We start from the raw sequence: 20340 nt of genomic DNA, 5'->3' as shown, positions 1-20340 counted from the left end.
GGGAATCGCAGCAGTTCCGTCAGTGTCCGAACGGACCGTTCTGTTCGCCCTTTCGGGCAGGTCGGTCATGTCGATGTGGACAATGGCGTTGTCGTGAGCGCAACCGTATGCTTCAGGTATTATGACGACGCAGACATCTCCCGTTCCTCCCTCGGCCTCTCCAGCCGGCGGCCCCGCGCATACGCCGTTCACCGATGACGGCTCCGAATCCCGCCCCGACTGTCCGGTTCCCGCCCGCCGTCGATGGACGATCGTGATGATCATCTGCGCCATCATGATGAATCTTGCCGAGGATGCCTACACGTCGTCGTATTTCGAGGCCATGGGCATGCAGCTCGGCTATCTGTGGACCGTGGTGGGATTGCTGCTGGCCTTCGTGACGCCGATCATACTGCGATGGCGCGAACGTCGTCCCGAACTGGTGTCGTTGGCGGCGTCCGCATCGGTGCTGCTGCTGCCGTTCAGTCCCACGGTCAGTCTGTTCGGATTGTGCGGGGTGTGGGCTCGACGCAGTGATCGCAGGATATTGGGAGTGTGTACCGCCGCAAGTCTGATCGTGATGATCGTGGCGCATGTTCGGGACATCGCCCGACCTGCGGACTATTTACTTTGGGGCCATCTGTTCGCGAAGCCCGGCACTGGAGTCAACGGCGTACCGGCCGTGGTGGACTCGGATCTGTCGTCGATCGTCGTGGCTGCTGTGGTCTGGTCGGTCTGCACGTTCGCCGCAGCGATACTTTCCGGCCTGCACCTGCGCAGTCGGGCGTACGCACAGGCCGCCGACGTGCGGATGGACATGGAACGCAACCGTGCGAATGTATTGGAAAACGATCTCAACACACAACGGTTCGCGGACGCCGTGGCGGCCGAAGCGCACGATACGCTGGCGCACAGCCTGTCGCTGATCGCAGTGAACGCGAGCGCCCTGCAGGCGGAGGCATTGAAGCTGAGCCGGGATCCGAGATACGCAGGAGCCGAGAGCGATACGGAAGCGGGACGGAACCTCGCCCGATTGGCCGAACGCGCCGGGGATATCCGTCGGCAGGCGGCCGGCGCGCTCGACGAGGCACACAGCATCATCGACATGCTGCGCCATCCGCAGCAGGCACAGATATTGCTGATGCCGGACTCCGATACCGCATTGACCCGTGAGGCGTTGTACGCGGTGATCGACGACGCCCGTGATGCCGGCATGACGTTGGACACGTGGATCGATATTCGCGAACTGAGTTCGTTGGACGTGGAGATCGGCAAGATCGCGTTCCGCGGCATTCAGGAAGGGCTGACGAATGCACGACGGCACGCACCGGGAGCGCGTGTCGCATTGGAGATCTCCGCCGAACCAAAGACCGGCGTGAACGTGCGATTCACCAATCCGACCGTGTTCAACGCCGTGAACGGCATGGGACGAACCAGCCTGATCGACCATGGCGACGGCACGATGCCAGAGAACGAGAGCGATGACACCAAGAGCGGGGGCAATGGGCTGCCTGGGCTGAAGGCGCGTGTCCTCGCCGTCGGCGGTGACTGCCAGTACGGATATGACGAACGCAATGATTTCCATCTCGACTTCCGTCTTCCGTTCGCCCGGATACGATGAGAGGCATGACCCTCTCCTACGCCGACTCCCCCGCCGCTCTGCCACCGTCGTCAACCCCCGATGGCTCCGATGCAACTTCTCCAGTCCCGCCCGAACCGATCACGGTGAGCATCGTCGATGACGATCCGATGATCTGTCAGGCGATGTCGTTGATTCTCAACGACTATTCGGACGGTCGGATCACGGTGGTGTCCACGTCGACCAACGGCGTGGATGCGGTGGAACGGGCGCGCGACGAACGGCCGGACGTGGTGCTTATGGACATCGCCATGCCGAATGGGGATGGCATTGAAGCCACCGCGCGCATGCGGACGTTGCCTGCTCCCCCGCATGTGCTGATTCTGACGTCGCTGTCGCCGTCGAACACGGTGGAGCGCGCCGCCGAGGCCGGTGCGGAAGGGTTCGTGTCGAAGACGGACGCGCCCGAGGAGATCATCAGACGGATTCTCGGCGCCTGTGCCGGTTCACCGCAGTTCAACCCGGCCAGCCAGCGTCAGCTGCTGCAGGATCTCAATCGTCGGAAGCCACTGGCCCGCAGGGATGAAGCGAGACGACTGCTGGGCATGCTCAGCGAACGGGAGCGCGAGACGGTGGTGCTGGCTGCGGAGGGGTGCACGAATCAGGAGATCGCCGAGCGGATGTTCATCAGCGAACGCACCGCCAAGGCGCATCTGTCGAGCGCATCGGACAAGCTCGCGATGAGTAGGATCCAGCTGGCGCGGCTGGTGGAGCGGGCGGATCTGCCGGAAGCGGGATGATTGCCGACAAGACGCGAACCGCCTTCCTGAAGGGGATGGAGCCCTCCCTCAGTCCGGCTTTTTGCCGGACAGCTCCCTCCCTAGGAGGGAGCACGAGATAGCACAGCGGCCGTCTCTCCCGGACTGAGGAGAGACGGCCGCTGTGCTTCATTTCGGTGGATGCGCTACTTCATGAGGTTGCGCAGCACGTACTGGAGGATGCCGCCGTTGCGGAAGTAGTCAGCCTCGCCGGGGGTGTCGATGCGCACCACGGCGTCGAAGCTCACGGTGGAGCCGTCGGCCCTGGTGGCGGTGACCTTCACCGTGCTCGGCGTCACGCCGCTGTTGAGCTCCTCGATGCCGTCGATGTCATAGGTCTCGGTGCCGTCGAGGCCGAGCGACGTGTAGGATTCGCCGGCGGGGAACTGCAGCGGCAGCACGCCCATGCCGATGAGGTTGGAGCGGTGGATGCGCTCGAAGCTCTCGGTGATCACGGCCTTCACGCCCAGCATGAGCGTGCCCTTGGCGGCCCAGTCGCGGGACGAGCCGGTGCCGTACTCCTTGCCGGCGAGCACGACCAGCGGGGTGCCCGCGGCCTTGTAGTTGAGCGAGGCGTCGAAGATGGTGGACGGCTTGCCGGTGGTGAAGTCGTAGGTGAAGCCGCCGGGCGTCACCTCGTTGCCCGTGGAGGCAAGCAGCTGGTTGCGCAGACGGATGTTGCCGAACGTGCCGCGCACCATGACCTCGTGGTTGCCTCGACGGGAGCCATACGAGTTGAAGTTCTTCGGTTCCACGCCGCGCTCGGTCAGGTACTTGCCGGCGGGGCTGGACGCCTTGAACGCGCCGGCCGGGGAGATGTGGTCGGTGGTCACGGAATCGCCGAGCAGGGCGAGCACGCGGGCGCCGTGGATGTCCTGGACGGGATCGGGCGTGGCCTTCATGCCGTCGAAGAACGTCTGCTTGCGCACGTACGTGGACTTCGGATCCCAGGCGAACAGTTCGCCTTCGGGCACGTCGAGGCCCTTCCAGCGGTGATCGCCGTCGAACACGGAGGCGTAGTCCTTGAGGAACATCTCGCGGCTGACGGTGCCGTTGACCACGGCCTCCACCTCGGCGTTGGTGGGCCAGATGTCCTTGAGGTACACGTCCTCACCGTTCTTGTCCTTGCCGAGAGGCTGGGCCTCGAAGTCGAAGTCCATGGTGCCGGCGAGCGCGTAGGCGATGACGAGCGGCGGGGAGGCCAGGTAGTTCATCTTGACGTCGGGGCTGATGCGGCCTTCGAAGTTGCGGTTGCCGGAGAGCACGGCGGTGACGGTCATGTCGTTGGCGTTGATGGCCTCGCTGATCTCGGGCAGCAGCGGGCCGGAGTTGCCGATGCAGGTGGCGCAGCCGAAGCCGACGAGTTCGTAGCCGAGGGCGTCAAGGTCGTCCTGGAGTCCTGCGGCCTTGAGGTAGTCGGCCACGACCTGGGAGCCGGGGGCGAGCGAGGTCTTGACCCACGGCTTGGGGACGAGTCCCTTGGCGTGCGCGTTGCGGGCGATCAGACCGGCGGCGACCATCACGCTCGGGTTGGAGGTGTTGGTGCAGCTGGTGATGGAGGCGATGGCCACGGCGCCGTTCTCGAGGTCGAAGTCGCCGCGGAAGTCGGTGGACACGGCCACGGGCTCCTTGACGGTCTTCTCAGTCTCGTAGGCGGGCAGGGTCTCCTCGAACGTCCGCTTGGATTCGGTGAGCTTAATGCGGTCCTGCGGGCGCTTCGGGCCGGCGATGGACGGGACCACGGTGCCGAGGTCGAGCTCCATGTATTCGGAGTACTGCGGTTCCACGTAGTCGGGGTCCTTGGCGTCGCCCCAGAGCTTGTTGGCCTTGGCGTAGGCTTCGACGAGGGCGACCTGCTCCTCGCTGCGGCCGGTGAGGCGCAGGTAGTCGAGGGTGACGTCGTCGATCGGGAAGATGCCGCAGGTGGAGCCGAATTCGGGGCTCATGTTGCCGATGGTGGCACGGTTGGCGAGCGGTACGGAGGCGATGCCCTCGCCGTAGAATTCGACGAACTTGCCGACCACGCCGTGCTTGCGGAGCATGTCGGTGATGGTGAGCACCACGTCGGTGGCGGTCACGCCTTCGGGGATGGAGCCGGTGAGCTTGAAGCCGACGACGCGCGGTACGAGCATGGAGATCGGCTGGCCGAGCATGGCGGCCTCGGCCTCGATGCCGCCGACGCCCCAGCCGAGCACGCCGAGGCCGTTTTCGGTGGTGGTGTGGGAGTCGGTGCCCACGCAGGAGTCGAGGTAGGCGAGCGTGTTGCCGTTCTGTTCGGCCTTGGTCATGACCACCTTGGCCAGGTATTCGATGTTGACCTGGTGGATGATGCCGGTTCCCGGCGGCACGACGCGGAAGTTGCGGAAGGCCTGCTGTCCCCAGCGCAGGAACTGGTAGCGTTCGCCGTTGCGCTGGTATTCGATGTCCATGTTCTGCTCGACGGCGTCGGGCAGGGCGTACTTATCGATCTGCACGGAGTGGTCGATGACCATGTCGGACTGGACCTGCGGGTTGATGACCTCAGGGTCGCCGCCGAGCTCCTTGACGGCGTCGCGCATGGTGGCGAGGTCGACGATGCACGGCACGCCGGTGAAGTCCTGCATGACCACGCGGGAGGGCGTGAACTGGATCTCGTGGCTGGGCTCGGCGTTCGGGTCCCAGTCGAGCAGCGCCTTGACGTGCTCATCGGTGATGTTAGCGCCGTCGATGTTGCGTACGAGATTCTCCACCAGCACCTTCAGGGAGTAGGGCAGGTGGTCGATGCCGGGCAGGTCGGCGATGGCATAGTAGTCATAATCCTTGCCCGCCGCGCTGAGCGTGGCAAGCTGATCGTCATGGATGGACATACGGCCTCCGTGATTTTTATGAAATCATTAACAGGTCCGTTCTAGCGTGTTTTTGTTTCGTGTGTAATAATGCGCCCGATCTTTGGGACACCCCAGATGCAGACCACGAAGATGAGCGCGGCGATGACGAGCGCGGCACCCGTGGCGGCCAGTGTGACACCGGTGGGGATGATCAGGGCGAAGAAGTTCGCGACGAACGGGATGAACATGCCGATCACGCCGCACGCGGCGAAGAACGCGACGAGCCCGCCGCGCCATGAGTTGAGCGGTCGCGCCACACGCGAAAGCACGAACACGCCCATGAGGAACAGGATGATCGCGCTGGTGGCGCGCAGGGATTCGAGATCCTTGGGGCTGGCGAGGTTCCAGCCCATCACGCGCGGCACGATCCATGCGCTGAGCAGCACGGACAGGCCGGTGGCGATGCCGCCGGGCAGCGCGAACGCGACGACGCGCTTGAGGAATCCGGGGATGTACCGGCGCGTGTTGGGCGCGAGCGCGAGGATGAACGCGGGGGCGCCGATGGTGAGCGCGCCCACGTAGGTGATGTGGCGCGGCAGGTACGGGTAGGGCATGGCGGTGAGCACCACGCCGAGAGAGATGATGGCCGAGTAGACGGTCTTGACGAGGAACAGGCTGGCCACGCGTTCCATGTTGGCCATGACCTGACGTCCGCGGGCCACCACGTCGGGCAGGTGGGAGAATTTGGAGTCGACGAGCACCACCTGGGCGACGGCCTTGGTGGCGGGCGCGGCGTTGCCCATGGCGATGCCGAGGTCTGCCTCCTTGAGGGCGAGCGTGTCGTTGACGCCGTCGCCGGTCATGGCGACCACGTGGTCGCGTTTATGCAGGGCCTGGACGATGGCCTTCTTCTGGTCGGGCAGCACGCGGCCGAGCACGTCCACGTTCTCGAGGACGTCGGCGAGCGCGTCGAGGTCGTTCACGTCGGGCAGTTCGCGCGCATCCATGTATCGCGGGGCCTGGTCGCCGGTCAGTCGCACCTTGCCGGCGATGGCGGCCACGGTGCGTGGATTGTCGCCGGAGATGATGCGGCAGCGCACCCCCTGCTCGCGGAACCATGCGAGGGTCTTCTCCGCATCCGGGCGGATTCGTTCCGTGCACACCACCAGTGCGACGGGGACCGCGTTCGGATTCAGGGTCGGTTCATCGCCGTCCTCGGAGGGGATCTCCGCCGCCGTCCGTGCCAGCAGCACCACGCGGCTTCCCTGCGCCGCGCATGCATTCGCCCGCTTCAGTACGTCGGAGTACGTGTCGTTGAGTGCGGCGATCACGACCTCCGGCGCGCCCATGTACCACGTCACGCCATCGTTCGTTGTGATGGCGCTCCATTTGCGGGCCGACGAGAACGGCACGCGTTCGGCGACCCTGCTTGCGCTGACACCCTTCTCGCGCAGTCCGGCGAGAATGGCGCGACCGGTGCCGTTGGGCTGCTCCTCGTTGGCGAGATCGTACAGCGCCTGTTCGGCGGCATGACGGGCGGCGTCATGCTTCCTCCTGTTTTGTTCGTTCGTTGAATCAACGGCATCGCTGTCAGGCTCGTCGAGCATGATCAGACGGTCGAAGGCAATGCCGCCGTCGGTGATCGTGCCGGTCTTATCGAGGTTGAGCGCGTCCACACGGGCCAGCGTCTCCACGGATTCGAGCTCCTGCACGAGCGTGTTCTTCCGTGCGAGCCGCATGGCCGCCACGGCGAAATTCAGCGAGGTGAGCAGCACGAGCCCTTCGGGGATCATGCCGACCACGCCCGCCACGGCGGAGACCACGGCCTGCCGCCAAGCGCCGGTGACGAGCGCCGCATGCCAGCCGCCCACGGTGTTGAGCTGCGTCCAGATGAGCAGGATGCACAACGGCACCACGAGGAACGTCATGAACTTGAGGATGGTGTTGATGCCGGCGTTGAGATCGGAATGCGTCTTCTTGTACACCTTGGCCTGCGCGGTGAGCGTGGCCGCGTAGCTGCGCTCCCCCACCGCGGTGACGCGTCCCAGCGCGAGACCGGATACGGCGGTGGCGCCCGAGTACGCGGTGTCGCCGATGTTCTTGCGTACGGTGCGCGATTCGCCGGTGAGCATGGATTCATCGAGTTCCAGACCCCAGGTCTTCAGAATCTCCAGATCGGCGGGCACCTGGTCGCCGGCGCGCACCCACAGTAGGTCGTCCTTGACGATGCGGTCGTGGGCGATCTCCTGGTCGATGCCGTCGCGGCGCACCAGATACGTGGACGCCACAAGAATCGACAGCTTGTCGAGCGTGCGCTTGGCCTTGAGTTCGGTGATGATGCCGATGCCCGTGTTGAGGATGATCACGAATCCGAACACGGAGTCGCGCCACTGGCCGGTGAGCAATACCATGACCATGGCCACGGCGATGATCGCGTTGAACAGCGTGAACACGTTGGATCGGATGATCTGTCCGATCGATCGGGAGGATTTGTCCTTGGCGATGTTGATGTCGCCCTGCATGACGCGCTTGCTCACCTGTTCGCCGGTGAGTCCCGTCATCTGCACATCGGGCATTGTGATCTGCTGTGCCACCGATTCGCCGCCTTTCCCACGCGTACCGTATTCATTATGTCAGCGCTGGTGGGTTTCACGGTGTAGCGAACGGAGGAATTGGAGGAAAATCAGCCGTGGGGATGAGAGGATTGGCTGCTTTCCTTGGAATCGGCTCCGCCGATGCAGTATCTTCGTTTCCGCCGTCGCGGAAACGGATCACCTCATCAGTCACGCGTACGCGTGACAGCTTCCCCTCAAGGGGAAGCCGGGTGGTTGGCAGACGGGCTTATATGGGATCTGCCGCCTTCCCCTTGAGGGGAAGGTGTCCGGCGCAGCCGGACGGATGAGGTGACTCGTTGTGAGCGAAGCGAACAACACAAACGGCATCGGCCGAAGGCCGATTCCGCGCGCACGCCGATCCGCATTGCCGCTCACACGTACATTCCCCGTACGGAATCCGCAGAGCTCCTACTCCACTCCGGTCAGCAGCACGTTCATGGTTTTAGCGTGGGGTTTGTCGTCGATCACGCGCATCAGGGCGTCGCCGATGCCGTAGTTCACGCCGCCGGTCTGCGTGTCGCGCGGCACCACCACGAACCGGGCCGCGTACAGGGTCTGATCGTCGGGTTCGATCGCGCTGGCGAGCAGGATCACGGGAATGCCGGCCTTGCGGGCCGCGGTGAGCGTCTCCTCCCAGCCGGTGGACTGGTCGGCATGCAGGATGATGGCCTTCACGTTGCGATCGAGGAAGTCACGCACCGCTTTCTGCTGGCTGCCGGCGTCCGTATTGCCGGCGGCGTAGAGCGCGGGCATGCGATCGTTGCCGATCGCCTCCACCACCTGCGAGTCCAGACTCGTCTTGGCCGCATCGGTGCTGCCGACCACACCGACCGTGGCGTCGGCACGATCCACGCCATCATGCGCGATCGCCGCCGCGGTCTCCTGCGTGTCCCCCACCGCCTTGTCCTGTGGCATGCATCCGGCCAGCGGCACCATCATGCACGTCAGCATGACCGCCGCCGCGGCGCGTCTGCCCCATCTCACCATTCGACTGTTCATCACCGTCATTGTATGTTGGCCAACCAGATGCGGCTATTTGGTAAAGAGGGCCACGGTTTCGACGTGGTGGGTGTTGGGGTAGATGTCGAAGCCCTGGATGTGCGCCAGATCGTAGCCGAGGTCGGTGAGCGTGGCGGTGTCGCGGGCGAGGCTCGTCGGATCGCAGGCCACGTAGATCACGCTGCGGGCGCCGGAGTCGGCGATCTGCTCGCATACGTGCCTTTTTGCGCCGGCGCGCGGCGGGTCGAGCACCACCACGTCCGGCAGGGCGAGGTTCTTCGGAATGTTGCGCAGGGTCTTCGACACGTCGCCGGCGCGGGAGTCCACGTTGTCGAGACCGGCGGCGCGCAGGTTGCGCTGTGCGCTCTTCACGGCGGTTTTGGCACCCTCGATGCTGAGCACCTGCGTGCGTTCGGCGGTCGCGCTGGCCAGCGGCAGGGTGAACAGGCCGGAGCCGGAATACAGGTCCCACAGCACGGCCGAGGTGGCGCCGTCGAGCTGCTGGCGGACCAGATCGATCACCTCGTTCGCCAGGGCGATCGGAGCCTGGCGATGCACCTGCCAGAAGCCGCCGGCGTCCACGGTGTAGGTGAATTCGTGGCCGTCGTTGAGACGTACGGTTTCGGTGAGGGTCTGGGAGCCGGCCCTGAGCTTGCCGTCGATGAGGAGGGCATAGTTGGAAGAGTTCGAGGATGCAAGTCCCCCCTCAGTCTGCTGCGCAGACAGCTCCCCCCGCTGCGGGGGGAGCCCTGCGGTAGCATTGCGGGGTTCGGGAACGGCGAGGCGGATCTGGGAGCCGGGGGTGAAGCCGCCATCCCAGACATGAAGCTCATCGGCCACGGCGTTGAGCGCGTCGGTGGCGAGCGGCATGGCGTCGAGCGACACGCGAGTGTGCGATTCACGGCGACGCATGGACGGACGGCCGTCATCGTCCGCGATCATCTCGATGCGCGTACGCCAGCCGAGACCACGGCGCTCCACGTCGTCCGGCACACCAGCTACAGGCACGTCGACGTCCATATGGCCGAGGCGTCGCATCTGTTCGCTGATCGTGGAGGACTTCCACTTGAGTTGTCCGGGGATGGAGACGTGCACCATGTCGGCGCCGCCCACTCCCCCGCCCCATGCGAGCGGTCCGGCCAGCGGCCAGACGGGATCCACGCGGTCGGGGCTCGGCTCGATCACCTCGGTGACCTCGCCCGTCCAGAACCGGTCGTCGCGATCATGCGGTTCGTCGAGACGGATGGTCACAAGTTCGCCGGGCAGCGCGAAGCGGACGAACACCACACGTCCGTCGATATGCGCCACGCACCGGCCCTGATCGGCATAGCGTTCGATACGGACCTGAGTGTTCATATGGGTATGGTTCCTTTCCATTTCGCATCGTTCTCCCTCCATGGGAGGGAGATGTCACGACGGTGTCGTGACAGAGGGAGGGATCGCAAAGCATGTGCCGTGCAATCCCTCCCTCAGACCGGCTTTCGCCGGCCAGCTCCCTCCCTGGGAGGGAGCACATTACGCGGTATCTACTGCTCTTTGGCGGCGGCCTCGACGAGGCGGTGACGGTGCAGCGGGGTGGCGATGATGAGCCAGGTCACCCAGATGGCGGCGGCGAACATCGGCACACCCATGATGAGCCGCGCCGTACCCAGCCAGCCCACATGGTTCGTCAGATACATGGGGATCTGCACGCCGAGTCGGGCGGCGAACACCGCGATCCACAGTCCGGTGACGATCATGTACGCGCGCAGCAACGGCTTGTCGTCACGCCACGCGGCCAGCCATGCGCGCGGACGCTCGGTCACCGGATTGCGCACGAACTCCACCAGCGCGCCGATGCCCGGAATCCGCACGATCAGCGAGATCGCCAACACCACGATCCAGAACGAGTTAACCAGGAATCCCGGCAGATAATAGTTCCTCGCATCATGACTGAACCACGCCCACACCAGGCAGATCGCCACGGCGAACACGCCGGCGAGCGCGCCCATGGCCGACTGTCTCTGCAACAGGCGCACGATCACCTGGACCACGGCGAGCGCGGCGGCGACCATGACCGTCAGATGCAGGTCACGGGTGGCGACGAACAGCACCACGAACACCACGCCGGGCAGAACGGATTCGAGCACGCCGCGGGGGCCGCCGATGGCGTCGATGACGGAGAAGTCCTCATTCGCCAGGGACGCCATGCCGCTGCGCTTGCCGTTCTCGCCGACACCGCCAGCACCCGTGTCGCCGGTCTTGCGATCAAACAGGCCCATGCCGGATCAGCGCACTTCGGAGAACAGCGGACCGCGACGCAGCGTGGTCTGCGTTTCGGTTTCGAGCGTCTTGCTCAGCGGGCCCTTCGGCTTGCCTGGAATCTCTGCGGCCTTGGACTCACCGGAGTCCTCGCCGTCTTCGCCGTCTTCGATCTCGCCTTCGGCAGCGGCCTGCTTGGCGCGTTCGGCCGGACCGATCGGCGGATGCATGGGGATCAGATCGCGCGGGGCGAGCGGCTCCTCGCCGCGTTCGACCACCACGTCGGAGAAGTACTTGTCGAGCGTCTTCTTCTCCTCGCTGCCCTCATCGGTGGCGGCTGGACCGGAGAATACGCCGCGCAGCATCCAACGCGGACCGTCCACGCCCACGATGCGGGTCTTGAGGATCTTCTTGCCCACCTTGACGGGCAGGATTAGCTCGGTACCGAACGTGCCCTCCTGCTCTTCGGCGCCACGGTTGGCATCCATGAGGTCGCTGCGCACGTCATCCCACAGGCCGAAGGACTTGGGGGCGGCGAACGCCTCGAGCTCCAGGCTGGAATCACCCCAGGTGATGGTGGCGCCCAGAATCTGATTGGTCTGACGGTTGCCCTTCAGACGCAGTTCGATGCCCTGCAGGAACGGCAGATAGAGCGAACCGATGTCGAGGTAGTCGTCGTAGTCGGGAATGTTCTCATCGTCCACATCCCACGGGCCCTGGTTCTCGCCGCGCTCGCCGTCGGCGGTGGGCTGACGGTCGGCGCGCTCCTCGGTGGCCTCGTTCTCTTCGGAGTCGTCGGAGGCGGTCTCGGCGTCTTCGGCGGTGTCGACGGCCTTGTCCGTCTCGTTCTCCTTGGCTTCCTCCTCGGCGTGCTTCTTCCTGCCGAATCCGAACAGTCCCATGGTGCCTCGTTTCTTCAAGCGTACGAACGGTGGGTTTCCGTTGTTTCCGCTACATAGGTTACACGTTGTACGTGATGCTCAGCGGAGCATGGTCCGACCAGCGGGTCTCATAGGTGGGGGCCTTGTCGATCATGAACCCGCAGGCCGTCTCGGCCAGTTCCGGTGTGGCGAACTGGTAGTCGAGACGCCAGCCCACGTTGTTATCGAACGCACGGCCGCGCTGGCTCCACCATGTGTATGGTCCCTGGATGTCTCCGGCGAGGTCGCGCATCACGTCGACGAACTCGTATTCGTCGAGCCAGCGGTCCACGTAGGCGCGTTCCTCGGGCAGGAATCCGGCATGTTTGACGTTGCCCTTGGCGTTCTTGATGTCGAGCGGCGTGTGCGCGATGTTGAAGTCGCCGCACAGCACGGCCTGTCTGCCGCCACGGGCGGCCTCGTCGCGCAGTTCGCCGAGTCGGACGAGCATGTGGTCGAGGAACCGGTACTTCTGCGCCATCTTTGTCTCGTCCTCGGCGCTTCCCGCATGCACGTACACGCAGACGACGGTGATCGTGTAGCCTTCCGGCGTGACGACATCGGCTTCGATCCAACGTCCGGAGTCCACGTCCTCGTCGAGGCCTGGCAGACCGTATCGGGTGGCGGCCACGGGCAGCGTGGTCAGCATGCCGACGCCCGCACGGCCCTTGACGCGGCACACCTCGTTCATGCGATGCAGATCGGCGGGATCGGTCACGGCGCCATGTTCGGCGTACCGCCGGGCGAAGTCGTTGAAAATCGGATCGATCTCGGTCTGCGGGGCGCGCACCTCCTGCATGCACCAGACGTCGGGAGTGTGGCCGTCGACCCATTTGCCGACGTTCTTGCGTCGGGCGGCGCGGATGCCGTTCATGTTCGAAGTGGTGATCGTGATCGTCATGGTTTCCTTAGTGTAGTAGGTGCGGTCGGTGTCGGTGGGCGGCTTGGGCCAATCGACTCACGCGCGCGGAAAGGCCTGATTGTAGCGGCGGGTGAGCTGTTCGATGGACACGTGCGTATAGCGCTGCGTGGTCTGCAGTGAGGAATGCCCGAGCATCTCCTGCACCTCGCGCAGGTCGGCGCCGCCGTCGAGCATGTGGGTGGCTGCGGAGTGTCGCAGCGCGTGGGGGCCGATGTCCGGCACGCCGGCCTTGGCCGCGCTCCGGTGCACCACCGTGCGCGCCTGTCTCGGATCGATGCGCTTTCCTCTCGCACCGAGGAACACGGCGGTCTCCGAACGTCCGGCGTGCTCAAGAATCCATGGTCTTCCCTCTTCCAGCCACTGTGACAACGCCTTGGACGCCGGGGCGCCGAACGGCACCACACGCTGCTTGTTGCCCTTGCCGGTCACGCGGATGGTGCGGGCGGAGAAGTCGATGTCGTTGAGGTCCAGTCCGGTGAGTTCGGAGACACGGATGCCGGTGGCGTACAGCAGTTCCATGATCGCGGCGTCACGCAAGGCAAGGGCATGATGCTGCGGAGAGGCGGAGGTGTGGGACGAATCCTTCGACCCGCTACCCCCATCCGGAGCGACGGGGGAAGCGGCACGCGGCGCGGAAGAGGCGGCGGCGTCCACGCTGTTCATCAGGGTCTCCGCCTGGGATTCGCTCAATACCGCGGGTAGGGTCGTGGGGATCTTCGGGGTCTTGAGTCCGGCCGCCGGGTCGGAGGCGATCATGCCATGATCCTGAAGGAACGCGAAGAACGAGCGGACGGACACCACCTTGCGCGCCATGGAGGAGCGAGCGTGCGAACGCGATTCATGGGCGAGCCAGGAGCGCAGGTCATCCACCGTCACCGCGTTGAGCGAGGTCACGCCATACAGGTGCAGGATATGCAGGCATTCGGCCAGATCGGCGCCGTAGGAGCGTACGGTGTTCGCGCTCAGTCCGCGGTTGCGGTCCAGATACTCCAGGAACGCGTCCAATTGACGGTCGTACTCCACCTCAAACCCCTTTCATCGGCATTCATGTGCCATCGTACAGTTCACGATTGTGAGGGGGCTGGATATCGTGAACCGGCACCTGCATTCCGCGATTCCTCAAACCGCCGGAATTCCGCGGATTCCTCAAACGCACGATCAACGACCCCGGTTCACGATACAAACCCCCCTTCAAATCGTGAACCGGAAATGGGCATTTCGGGCGTGGCGTTTGGCCTCCGGGCGAATATATGGTTTAACAGAGGGGTGAACACTACCGACAACGCCAGCAATCCGACCGCAACGGCCGGCGACATCGTACTCACCTTCGTGGTCCCCTCCTACAACGTGGAGGACTATCTGGGCCGCTGCCTGTCCTCGCTGCTCATCGAGCAGGATCTGAGCGACACCGAGATCCTCATCGTCAACGACGGCTCCAAGGACGGCACCGCGGCGCTCGCCCGCGAATACGAGAAGCGCTATCCGAACGTGATCCGTGTGATCGACCAGGAGAACAAGGGTCATGGCGGCGCAGTGAACACGGGAGTGGCCAACGCGCGCGGCATGTACGTGAAGGTCGTCGACGCGGACGACTGGCTCGACATGGTGGCGTTGCGCAACGTGCTCGCCGAGCTGCGCACCCAGGCCAAAGCTGAGGCGCCGGTGGACCTGCTCATCACCAACTACACGTATGAGAAGCAGGGCAAGCGTATCAAGCAGACGATCCGCTACCGCGGCGTGCTGCCCGTCAACCGCATTCTCGGCTGGAACGACGTCAGGCGGTTCCGCCCCGATCAGAACCTGCTCATGCATTCGCTGATCTACCGCACCAAGGTGCTGCGCGAGAAGGCCCGCCTGGCCCTGCCGGAGCACACGTTCTACGTGGACAACATCTACGCGTATGCGCCGCTGCCGCAGGTGCGCACGCTCATGTACATGGACGAGGACCTCTACCGCTACTTCATCGGCCGTGAAGGCCAGTCCGTCGAGAAGGACACGATGATCCGTCGCATCGATCAGCTGATCCGCGTGGTGCGGACGATGATCGACGCCACGCCGTCGCCGGACGCGGTGCCGGACGGGCTCTACCGGTACATGATCCACTATCTGACCATCAACATGGCGATCGACTCGGTGTTCATGGTGCTGTCCAAGGACAAGGAGAACTACCGCCGCAAGGACGAGCTGTGGACGTATCTGGCCGAGCACGCACCGGAAGCGAACGAGGCGGTGTGCCGCACGATGATCGGCCGTCTGCTCAACGTGCCCGGTCCGATCGGACGCATGCTCGTGCATGTCGGCTACGGCATCGCGCACAACGTGTTCGGCGTGAACTAGCGCAGGGCGTGAACTAGCCGCTGTACATCAGCACGGCGCCGTGTGGCCGGAACGCCCGTCGGAGCGGTCCGGCCACACGGTATTTCAGCGAAAGCGCTTCAAATAGTCGTCAAGCAGTTCCACGGTGCGGTCGGCCATGTACCGGTAGCCGAACGCGCCGGGATGGAAGTGGTCGGACGCATAGAACTCGTCCGTGTCGGCGCGCACATTCTCATGGGTCATGTCGAGGAAGAACACGCCACGTTCGGCGCAGATCTCCCGACTGGCCCGGGTCTGCGCGTCGATACGCCCCTCAAGGAACTCGCGCAGCGCGGGGCCAAGCGACGGACTGTTGTACAACTGTCCGGAACTGAACACCACGATGTTGTCGGTCAGCGGCAGAGCCTCGTCGAGCACCGCCGCCAGATCGGCCTTCCATTCGCTGACGCTGCGCTGGGCCATGATGTCGTTCGACCCGGCGCATACGATCAGCAGGTCCGGGGTGCCGTCCACCTCGGGCAGCAGACGGTAGCGCACACGACGCATGGTGGCGCCCAGCTTGCCGTACGTCCGCCACTGCACCTGTCGGTTCAGCGTGTCGGCGATTCCTCTGGCGATGTCGGGAATGAGCCCATCCTTCTGGTCGTCGACGCCGCAGCCGGCCACCATGGAGTCGCCGACGGCCACCAGATTCAATGGACTGCGCTCGGCGGCCATTGGCCCTACCACGCCGGAACGCTCCCCCACCGGCTCCTCGGCAAGATGCACATGGTGCTTGGCCCACCACGCCTCGGCCAGCACCCTGGTCTTCCGTGCAAGATTCATCGTCGGCCTCTCATCCTTCCATACCTTGCGCCGCACAAGCCCCACGATGCGACGCCATACATGTCAACGACACATTGTAGAGGCACGGCACGGTACCTGCCCGGAATCGTTCGGGATCACCGGCCTGGCCGTTCAATTCCCAAGATGGCGTGAGACGACATCGTCATAGATGTACATCTCCATGGAATCGGTCTGTCCACCGAGCGTGACACTCACCGATCGCGCCGCGCGACGGCTCATGCCTCGATGCTCGTAGAAGCCGAAATCGCAGTCAGTGTCCGTGTACAGGAAGAAGTCCTCGACGCCGATCTCGCGGAAATGCCGCAGCGCGTCGTCGAACAGCAGACGGCCGAGACCATAGCCGCGGTATTCGTCGTTGACGATGAACAGGACGATCTCGCCGTCGTAGCGCTTGCCCTGTTCCTGCGCGTCCCTGTCCAGCAGTCGGTCGGTGGCCATGTATCGGCGGAACATCGTCAGGCCCTCACGACCGTCACGACTGGCCAGCAGACGGAGCATGGATATGGCCTGCAGCGCTCGCAGGCGCACGTCCCGGCGGGGATTGCGCCGATCGTTGACGACGATGAACCCGGCCACATCGCCATCGATGTCGGCCACACGCATGTAGGTGCGGCGGGACAGGCAGTTGCAGGTGTCGATCCGGCCCAGCAGTTCGGCGGTGCGTTCCGAGACCTGGTCATCGTAATTCCAGGTACGACGGACGATCCTCTCGATTCTTGGCATGTCCTCGGCACGCATGGCCCTCAGCACGGCTTGCGACGTCATTGATGCATAACCTCCATTCAGTCGGTCCCTCACCTTATCCGATGCGTGCGCGGAACGCCAATCGCCGGACGTGACGATCGGGAAACCCGCCGGGAACATTCACGCGACGTTCAGCGAATCATCCGTGTTTTTCCTCGCGGTGAGGGACAATGGTGGGGCAGGCCGGCAATGGTGAAGGGCACCATGGTTCCGGCGGGAAGGCTGGGTACGATGATGTCGATGTTGTTCGATGACGACGCCGAGCTGGAGGACGAGTTCAAGTCCGCAGCATTCACTTCGGACGATGTGCGCGCGATGGAAAGGCCGTTGCTCGACGACGGCGTGCCGCTGATGCGCATGGCCGCTTCGGCGACCGCCATGACGGCGCGCGTGATGATGGCCAGAGCCCATGTCTCCCCCGATACGGCGCGCATCGTGCTGCTTGCCGGCGGCGGCGACAATGGCGGTGACGGCCTGTTCGCCGCGGCGGAGCTGGCGCATGACGGCGTCGAAGTGACCGTGGTGGCCGTGGGTCGCAGTCTGCACGAGGAGGGTCTGGCCGCGTTGCGCGCCGAGGGCGGCGAAGTGATCGTGCTGGACCCCGACGCGGATATTCCCGGATTCTCCGGCCCTGAGGACGAGCAGGAGGCCGCCGATCTGTTCGATGATGCGATCGGCGTGATCGAGACCTCGCATCTGGTGATCGACGCGATGACCGGCATCGGACTGAACGGCGCACTGCGGGGTATTCCCGCGCATATCGCCGCGGAGATCGGCGAGAACGGCGAGCTGCCTGACACGATCGCTTTGCCGCATGGACGTGGCGGTGACGAGTTCCCGCTTGTGCTGGCCGTGGATACGCCGTCCGGCGTGGGCATCAACGATGGTTCCCTGCCCGGCCCGTACATTCCCGCCGATGTGACGATCACGTTCGGCGCGCTGAAGCCGTGCGATCTGCTGCCACCGGCCACGTATGTGTGCGGCCGTCAGGTGTTGGTGGACTTCGGATTCGACACCGAGCCGTTCGCTCCGGCCGTTGAGGCGGTCACCCGTCGTACCGCCGCGCAGGCCATTCGCCTGCCGCATATCAACGACGCCAAGTATTCACGCGGCGTGGTGGGTCTGGTCACCGGCTCGGACGAGTATCCGGGAGCGGCCGTGCTGTCCAGCGAGGCGGCGGCGAGCGCGAACGTGGGCATGATCCGCTATGTGGGTCCGGTGCGCGCGCAGGACATGGTGTTGCGCGGCGTGCCTGAAGCCGTGATGGGCAAGGGGCACGTGCAGTCCTGGGTGGTGGGTTCGGGCGTGCCCGCCGGACCGGATGAGGGCGATATGGATCCGCAGCGCAAGCGTATCGCCGCGCTGCTCGCCCATTATGCCGTGGATGAGGAGGGCAGCGACGAGATGCCGCCGATCGTGGTGGATGCCGGGGCATTGGATCTGCTGCCCGAGTCGTGCGTACCGCAGGTGCTGATCACCCCGCATGCCGGCGAACTGGCGCGGCTCATCTCCGAACGTGACGAGGATGTGACCGCCGATGAGGTGATGGCCGAGCCGCTCGTCTGGGCCACGCGCGCGTGGGAGCTCACTGGCGCGACCGTATTGCTCAAGGGCGCGGTGACCGTGGTGGTGGGCGATGACGGCGATGGCAATGCGCAGACGTTCGTGTCCGGTTCGGCTCCGGCCTGGCTGGCGAGCGCCGGCGCGGGTGACGTGCTGGCCGGTACGCTGGGCGCCGTGATGGCGCAGAATGCCATGACGCTGGAGAAGCTTCCCGATCAGACGGCGATCTATGCGGCGGTCGGCGCCTATATTCATGGTTTGGCTGCGGCCATGGCGTCCGCTTCCACGCAGTCGGGCCTATGCGAGCCAGTGGTCTATGACGGTCAGCATCCGATCGCGTTCCTCAATGCCATGGAACCGGAGGTCGCATCGGATGATGCGGTCGCGGGCACGTTGGGTCTGCCGATTCGCGCCGGCGACGTGGCGGCGCATCTGCCGTTGGCGTTCGGTGATCTGGTGCGCCTGTACGACGATGAGCCGGACGACGACGGCGATGACGACGCGGACTCCGATGGCGACGATGACGGAGACGGCCCCACGGTCGACCCGGATATCGCGAACGACGCGGAGGACGATTCGGATGACGTGCGCGTGTACTCCTCCGATGGCACGCCGCTGACTGTTAGCGATGACGGCGTGCATGATGTCGCCGATCTTGCCGGTGTGAATCTTGGCGGCGAATCGGATGATGAGATCGTGCTGGATGCGGATCGCGATTACACGGATGAGGAGCTTGATGCTCTGGCCGATGCGCTGCTGGCCCGGTATACGGATCGGGAGGAGTGACTTCCGGAGCGATCACGGAAAAGGAGAGTCATTCCAGCGTGACTGAGGGTGATTGGCTTGGATCCCTCCCTCAGCCACGCTGCGCGTGACAGCTCCCTCCCTCGGAGGGAGCACATGCTTCTTCCCTTCGTGCTCCCTCCGAGGGAGGGAGCTGGCCGGCCGGAGGCCGGACTGAGGGAGGGCTACAGCCCCATACACCCCACCTAGCTCCGGGACAGATGCTCCCCGATGATGCCAAGAAAGGTCTGCGATGGGGTTTCACGGCCGGAATCCTCCACGCCGTCCCGGTTCGCGGCCTCACGTGTCTCGTCGTTGAACACGTAGACGTCGAAGTCGGGTAGGTTCACGCCGACGACCGGCATCGAGGCCAGCCGGTCGTCATGGTCGACGGCCACCGAGGCCATGAGCCCCACGGCCAGTCCGGAGGCGATGATCGCCTTCATGGTGTTCACATCGGCCACTTCGATGAGTCGCGTGGCGTCCACCTGCGAACGCAGGAACGTGGTGGCGGCCTTGGAATGCACGAAATCGTCGCCGAGCGTGACGAATCGCAGGGAATCGACCAGTGCCGTATTGGAAAAGTCGAAGACCGTGCGATCCCCCACTGCGGTCAGGCCCTGTGGCGGATTGCCGATCGCGTAGGCGAGCACGAACGGGAACGAGGCGATGCGGAACGTCCGGATGCCGCCGATGCTGGGCGCCTGGTCCACGCTGGCCACGGCGCCGAAATCCACGGTATGCCGTTCGATCTGCCGCATGAGCCGTTGCGAGCCCACGGATTGCACATCCACCTGTCCGCCAAGGCGGTGAGCGAGCGTACCGAGCGAGTCGGCGCCAAGCAGATAGGCGGAGATGATGGGTGGCAGGCCCACGTTGTATCGGCTCGCGCGCTGCGTCTCCTGCAGCTCTTCGGAAAGCCGGTCAAGTTCGTTGAGGATGGATGCGGTATGCCGCATGACCACGAGTCCGGCTTCGGTGAGGGAAATCCCGCCTTTGGCCCCGAACCGGTGACGTTCCACCAGAGTCGCGCCAAGACGCTGCTCCAGGCGTTTGACCGCCAACGACACCGTGGGCTGGGAGACTCGGGCCGCGGACGCCGCGTCGGTGAAACTGCCAAGCTCGGCGACGAGCTGGAACAGTTCCATGTCGCGCACATTGTCGATTGACGCCATGAGCAAAGCCTCCCCGCTTCCAACCGTTGTTCT

Annotated in this window: 14 protein-coding genes and 1 pseudogene; 4 read left to right on the top strand and 11 right to left on the bottom strand. The window is 64.6% G+C overall.

Annotated features, from left to right (window positions below; genetic code table 11):
• The first annotated feature begins 121 nt into the window (after positions 1 to 121).
• Positions 122 to 1600 (top strand): sensor histidine kinase, encoded by a 1479-nt coding sequence (locus tag D2E23_RS06900; RefSeq protein ID WP_126030222.1) that lies wholly within the window; start codon positions 122 to 124, stop codon positions 1598 to 1600.
• Between the two features lie 5 nt (positions 1601 to 1605).
• The gene (locus tag D2E23_RS06895; protein ID WP_126030221.1) at positions 1606 to 2358 is read left to right on the top strand and encodes a response regulator; all 753 of its coding nucleotides are present in this window, start codon (positions 1606 to 1608) and stop codon (positions 2356 to 2358) included.
• 164 nt (positions 2359 to 2522) lie between these two features.
• Here D2E23_RS06895 and acnA read toward each other — a convergent pair whose 3' ends face one another.
• From acnA to D2E23_RS06855, 8 genes are all read right to left on the bottom strand, one after another.
• A complete protein-coding gene (gene acnA, locus D2E23_RS06890; protein WP_126030220.1) occupies positions 2523 to 5222 on the bottom strand; it encodes an aconitate hydratase AcnA in 2700 nt (899 codons plus the stop codon).
• Between the two features lie 41 nt (positions 5223 to 5263).
• Positions 5264 to 7759, bottom strand: coding sequence for a cation-translocating P-type ATPase (locus tag D2E23_RS06885; RefSeq protein ID WP_126030302.1), 2496 nt, complete (start codon positions 7757 to 7759; stop codon positions 5264 to 5266).
• 447 nt (positions 7760 to 8206) lie between these two features.
• The gene (locus D2E23_RS06880; protein ID WP_164520724.1) at positions 8207 to 8785 is read right to left on the bottom strand and encodes a substrate-binding domain-containing protein; all 579 of its coding nucleotides are present in this window, start codon (positions 8783 to 8785) and stop codon (positions 8207 to 8209) included.
• A gap of 45 nt (positions 8786 to 8830) precedes the next feature.
• Complete coding sequence (locus tag D2E23_RS06875; RefSeq protein WP_126030218.1) at positions 8831 to 10153, bottom strand: class I SAM-dependent RNA methyltransferase; 1323 nt, start codon at positions 10151 to 10153, stop codon at positions 8831 to 8833.
• 170 nt (positions 10154 to 10323) lie between these two features.
• Entirely contained in the window at positions 10324 to 11058 is a 735-nt protein-coding gene (locus D2E23_RS06870; protein WP_126030217.1) for a DUF3159 domain-containing protein, read from the bottom strand.
• Positions 11059 to 11064: 6 nt separating this feature from the next.
• On the bottom strand, positions 11065 to 11940 hold the full coding sequence (locus D2E23_RS06865) for a DUF3710 domain-containing protein (RefSeq protein ID WP_126030216.1): 876 nt from the start codon (positions 11938 to 11940) through the stop codon (positions 11065 to 11067).
• A 58-nt stretch (positions 11941 to 11998) separates the two neighbouring features.
• Positions 11999 to 12859, bottom strand: a complete 861-nt coding sequence (locus D2E23_RS06860) for an exodeoxyribonuclease III (RefSeq protein ID WP_126030215.1) — start codon at positions 12857 to 12859, stop codon at positions 11999 to 12001.
• 57 nt (positions 12860 to 12916) lie between these two features.
• Entirely contained in the window at positions 12917 to 13903 is a 987-nt protein-coding gene (locus D2E23_RS06855) for a tyrosine recombinase XerC (protein WP_126030214.1), read from the bottom strand.
• Positions 13904 to 14146: 243 nt separating this feature from the next.
• On the opposite strand from D2E23_RS06855, the gene D2E23_RS06850 reads away from it, so the two are divergent.
• Complete coding sequence (locus D2E23_RS06850; RefSeq protein WP_241227243.1) at positions 14147 to 15217, top strand: glycosyltransferase family 2 protein; 1071 nt, start codon at positions 14147 to 14149, stop codon at positions 15215 to 15217.
• 84 nt (positions 15218 to 15301) lie between these two features.
• On the opposite strand, the gene D2E23_RS06845 is transcribed toward D2E23_RS06850, so the two are convergent.
• Together D2E23_RS06845 and D2E23_RS06840 are read right to left on the bottom strand one after the other, a co-directional pair.
• Positions 15302 to 16021 carry an SGNH/GDSL hydrolase family protein gene (locus D2E23_RS06845; RefSeq protein ID WP_126030212.1) on the bottom strand — a complete coding sequence of 240 codons (720 nt, stop codon included), beginning with the start codon at positions 16019 to 16021 and terminating at the stop codon, positions 15302 to 15304.
• 132 nt (positions 16022 to 16153) lie between these two features.
• The gene (locus tag D2E23_RS06840; protein WP_164520723.1) at positions 16154 to 16807 is read right to left on the bottom strand and encodes a GNAT family N-acetyltransferase; all 654 of its coding nucleotides are present in this window, start codon (positions 16805 to 16807) and stop codon (positions 16154 to 16156) included.
• A gap of 219 nt (positions 16808 to 17026) precedes the next feature.
• Between D2E23_RS06840 and D2E23_RS06835 the strand changes: the two are divergent.
• Positions 17027 to 18811: pseudogene (locus D2E23_RS06835) on the top strand (bifunctional ADP-dependent NAD(P)H-hydrate dehydratase/NAD(P)H-hydrate epimerase); the annotation flags it as partial.
• A gap of 527 nt (positions 18812 to 19338) precedes the next feature.
• Here the strand turns inward: D2E23_RS06835 and D2E23_RS06830 are convergent.
• Positions 19339 to 20307, bottom strand: a complete 969-nt coding sequence (locus D2E23_RS06830; protein ID WP_126030210.1) for a LysR family transcriptional regulator — start codon at positions 20305 to 20307, stop codon at positions 19339 to 19341.
• Between the last annotated feature and the right edge of the window lie 33 nt (positions 20308 to 20340).

It is taken from the genome of Bifidobacterium callimiconis, from assembly GCF_003952005.1.
GTDB lineage: Bacteria > Actinomycetota > Actinomycetes > Actinomycetales > Bifidobacteriaceae > Galliscardovia > Galliscardovia callimiconis.
Note: the sequence above shows the minus strand (reverse complement) of the source record. Positions and strands in the feature narration are given on the sequence as shown.

Excerpts from the sequence above, each read along its gene's own strand:
- D2E23_RS06900 (WP_126030222.1), top strand. The coding sequence starts at position 122 with ATGACGACGCAGACATCTCCCGTTCCTCCCTCGGCCTCTCCAGCCGGC.
- D2E23_RS06895 (WP_126030221.1), top strand. The coding sequence starts at position 1,606 with ATGACCCTCTCCTACGCCGACTCCCCCGCCGCTCTGCCACCGTCGTCA.
- acnA (WP_126030220.1), bottom strand. The coding sequence starts at position 5,222 with ATGTCCATCCATGACGATCAGCTTGCCACGCTCAGCGCGGCGGGCAAG.
- D2E23_RS06885 (WP_126030302.1), bottom strand. The coding sequence starts at position 7,759 with ATGCCCGATGTGCAGATGACGGGACTCACCGGCGAACAGGTGAGCAAG.
- D2E23_RS06880 (WP_164520724.1), bottom strand. The coding sequence starts at position 8,785 with ATGGTGAGATGGGGCAGACGCGCCGCGGCGGCGGTCATGCTGACGTGC.
- D2E23_RS06875 (WP_126030218.1), bottom strand. The coding sequence starts at position 10,153 with ATGAACACTCAGGTCCGTATCGAACGCTATGCCGATCAGGGCCGGTGC.
- D2E23_RS06870 (WP_126030217.1), bottom strand. The coding sequence starts at position 11,058 with ATGGGCCTGTTTGATCGCAAGACCGGCGACACGGGTGCTGGCGGTGTC.
- D2E23_RS06865 (WP_126030216.1), bottom strand. The coding sequence starts at position 11,940 with ATGGGACTGTTCGGATTCGGCAGGAAGAAGCACGCCGAGGAGGAAGCC.
- D2E23_RS06860 (WP_126030215.1), bottom strand. The coding sequence starts at position 12,859 with ATGACGATCACGATCACCACTTCGAACATGAACGGCATCCGCGCCGCC.
- D2E23_RS06845 (WP_126030212.1), bottom strand. The coding sequence starts at position 16,021 with ATGAATCTTGCACGGAAGACCAGGGTGCTGGCCGAGGCGTGGTGGGCC.
- D2E23_RS06840 (WP_164520723.1), bottom strand. The coding sequence starts at position 16,807 with ATGACGTCGCAAGCCGTGCTGAGGGCCATGCGTGCCGAGGACATGCCA.
- D2E23_RS06830 (WP_126030210.1), bottom strand. The coding sequence starts at position 20,307 with ATGGCGTCAATCGACAATGTGCGCGACATGGAACTGTTCCAGCTCGTC.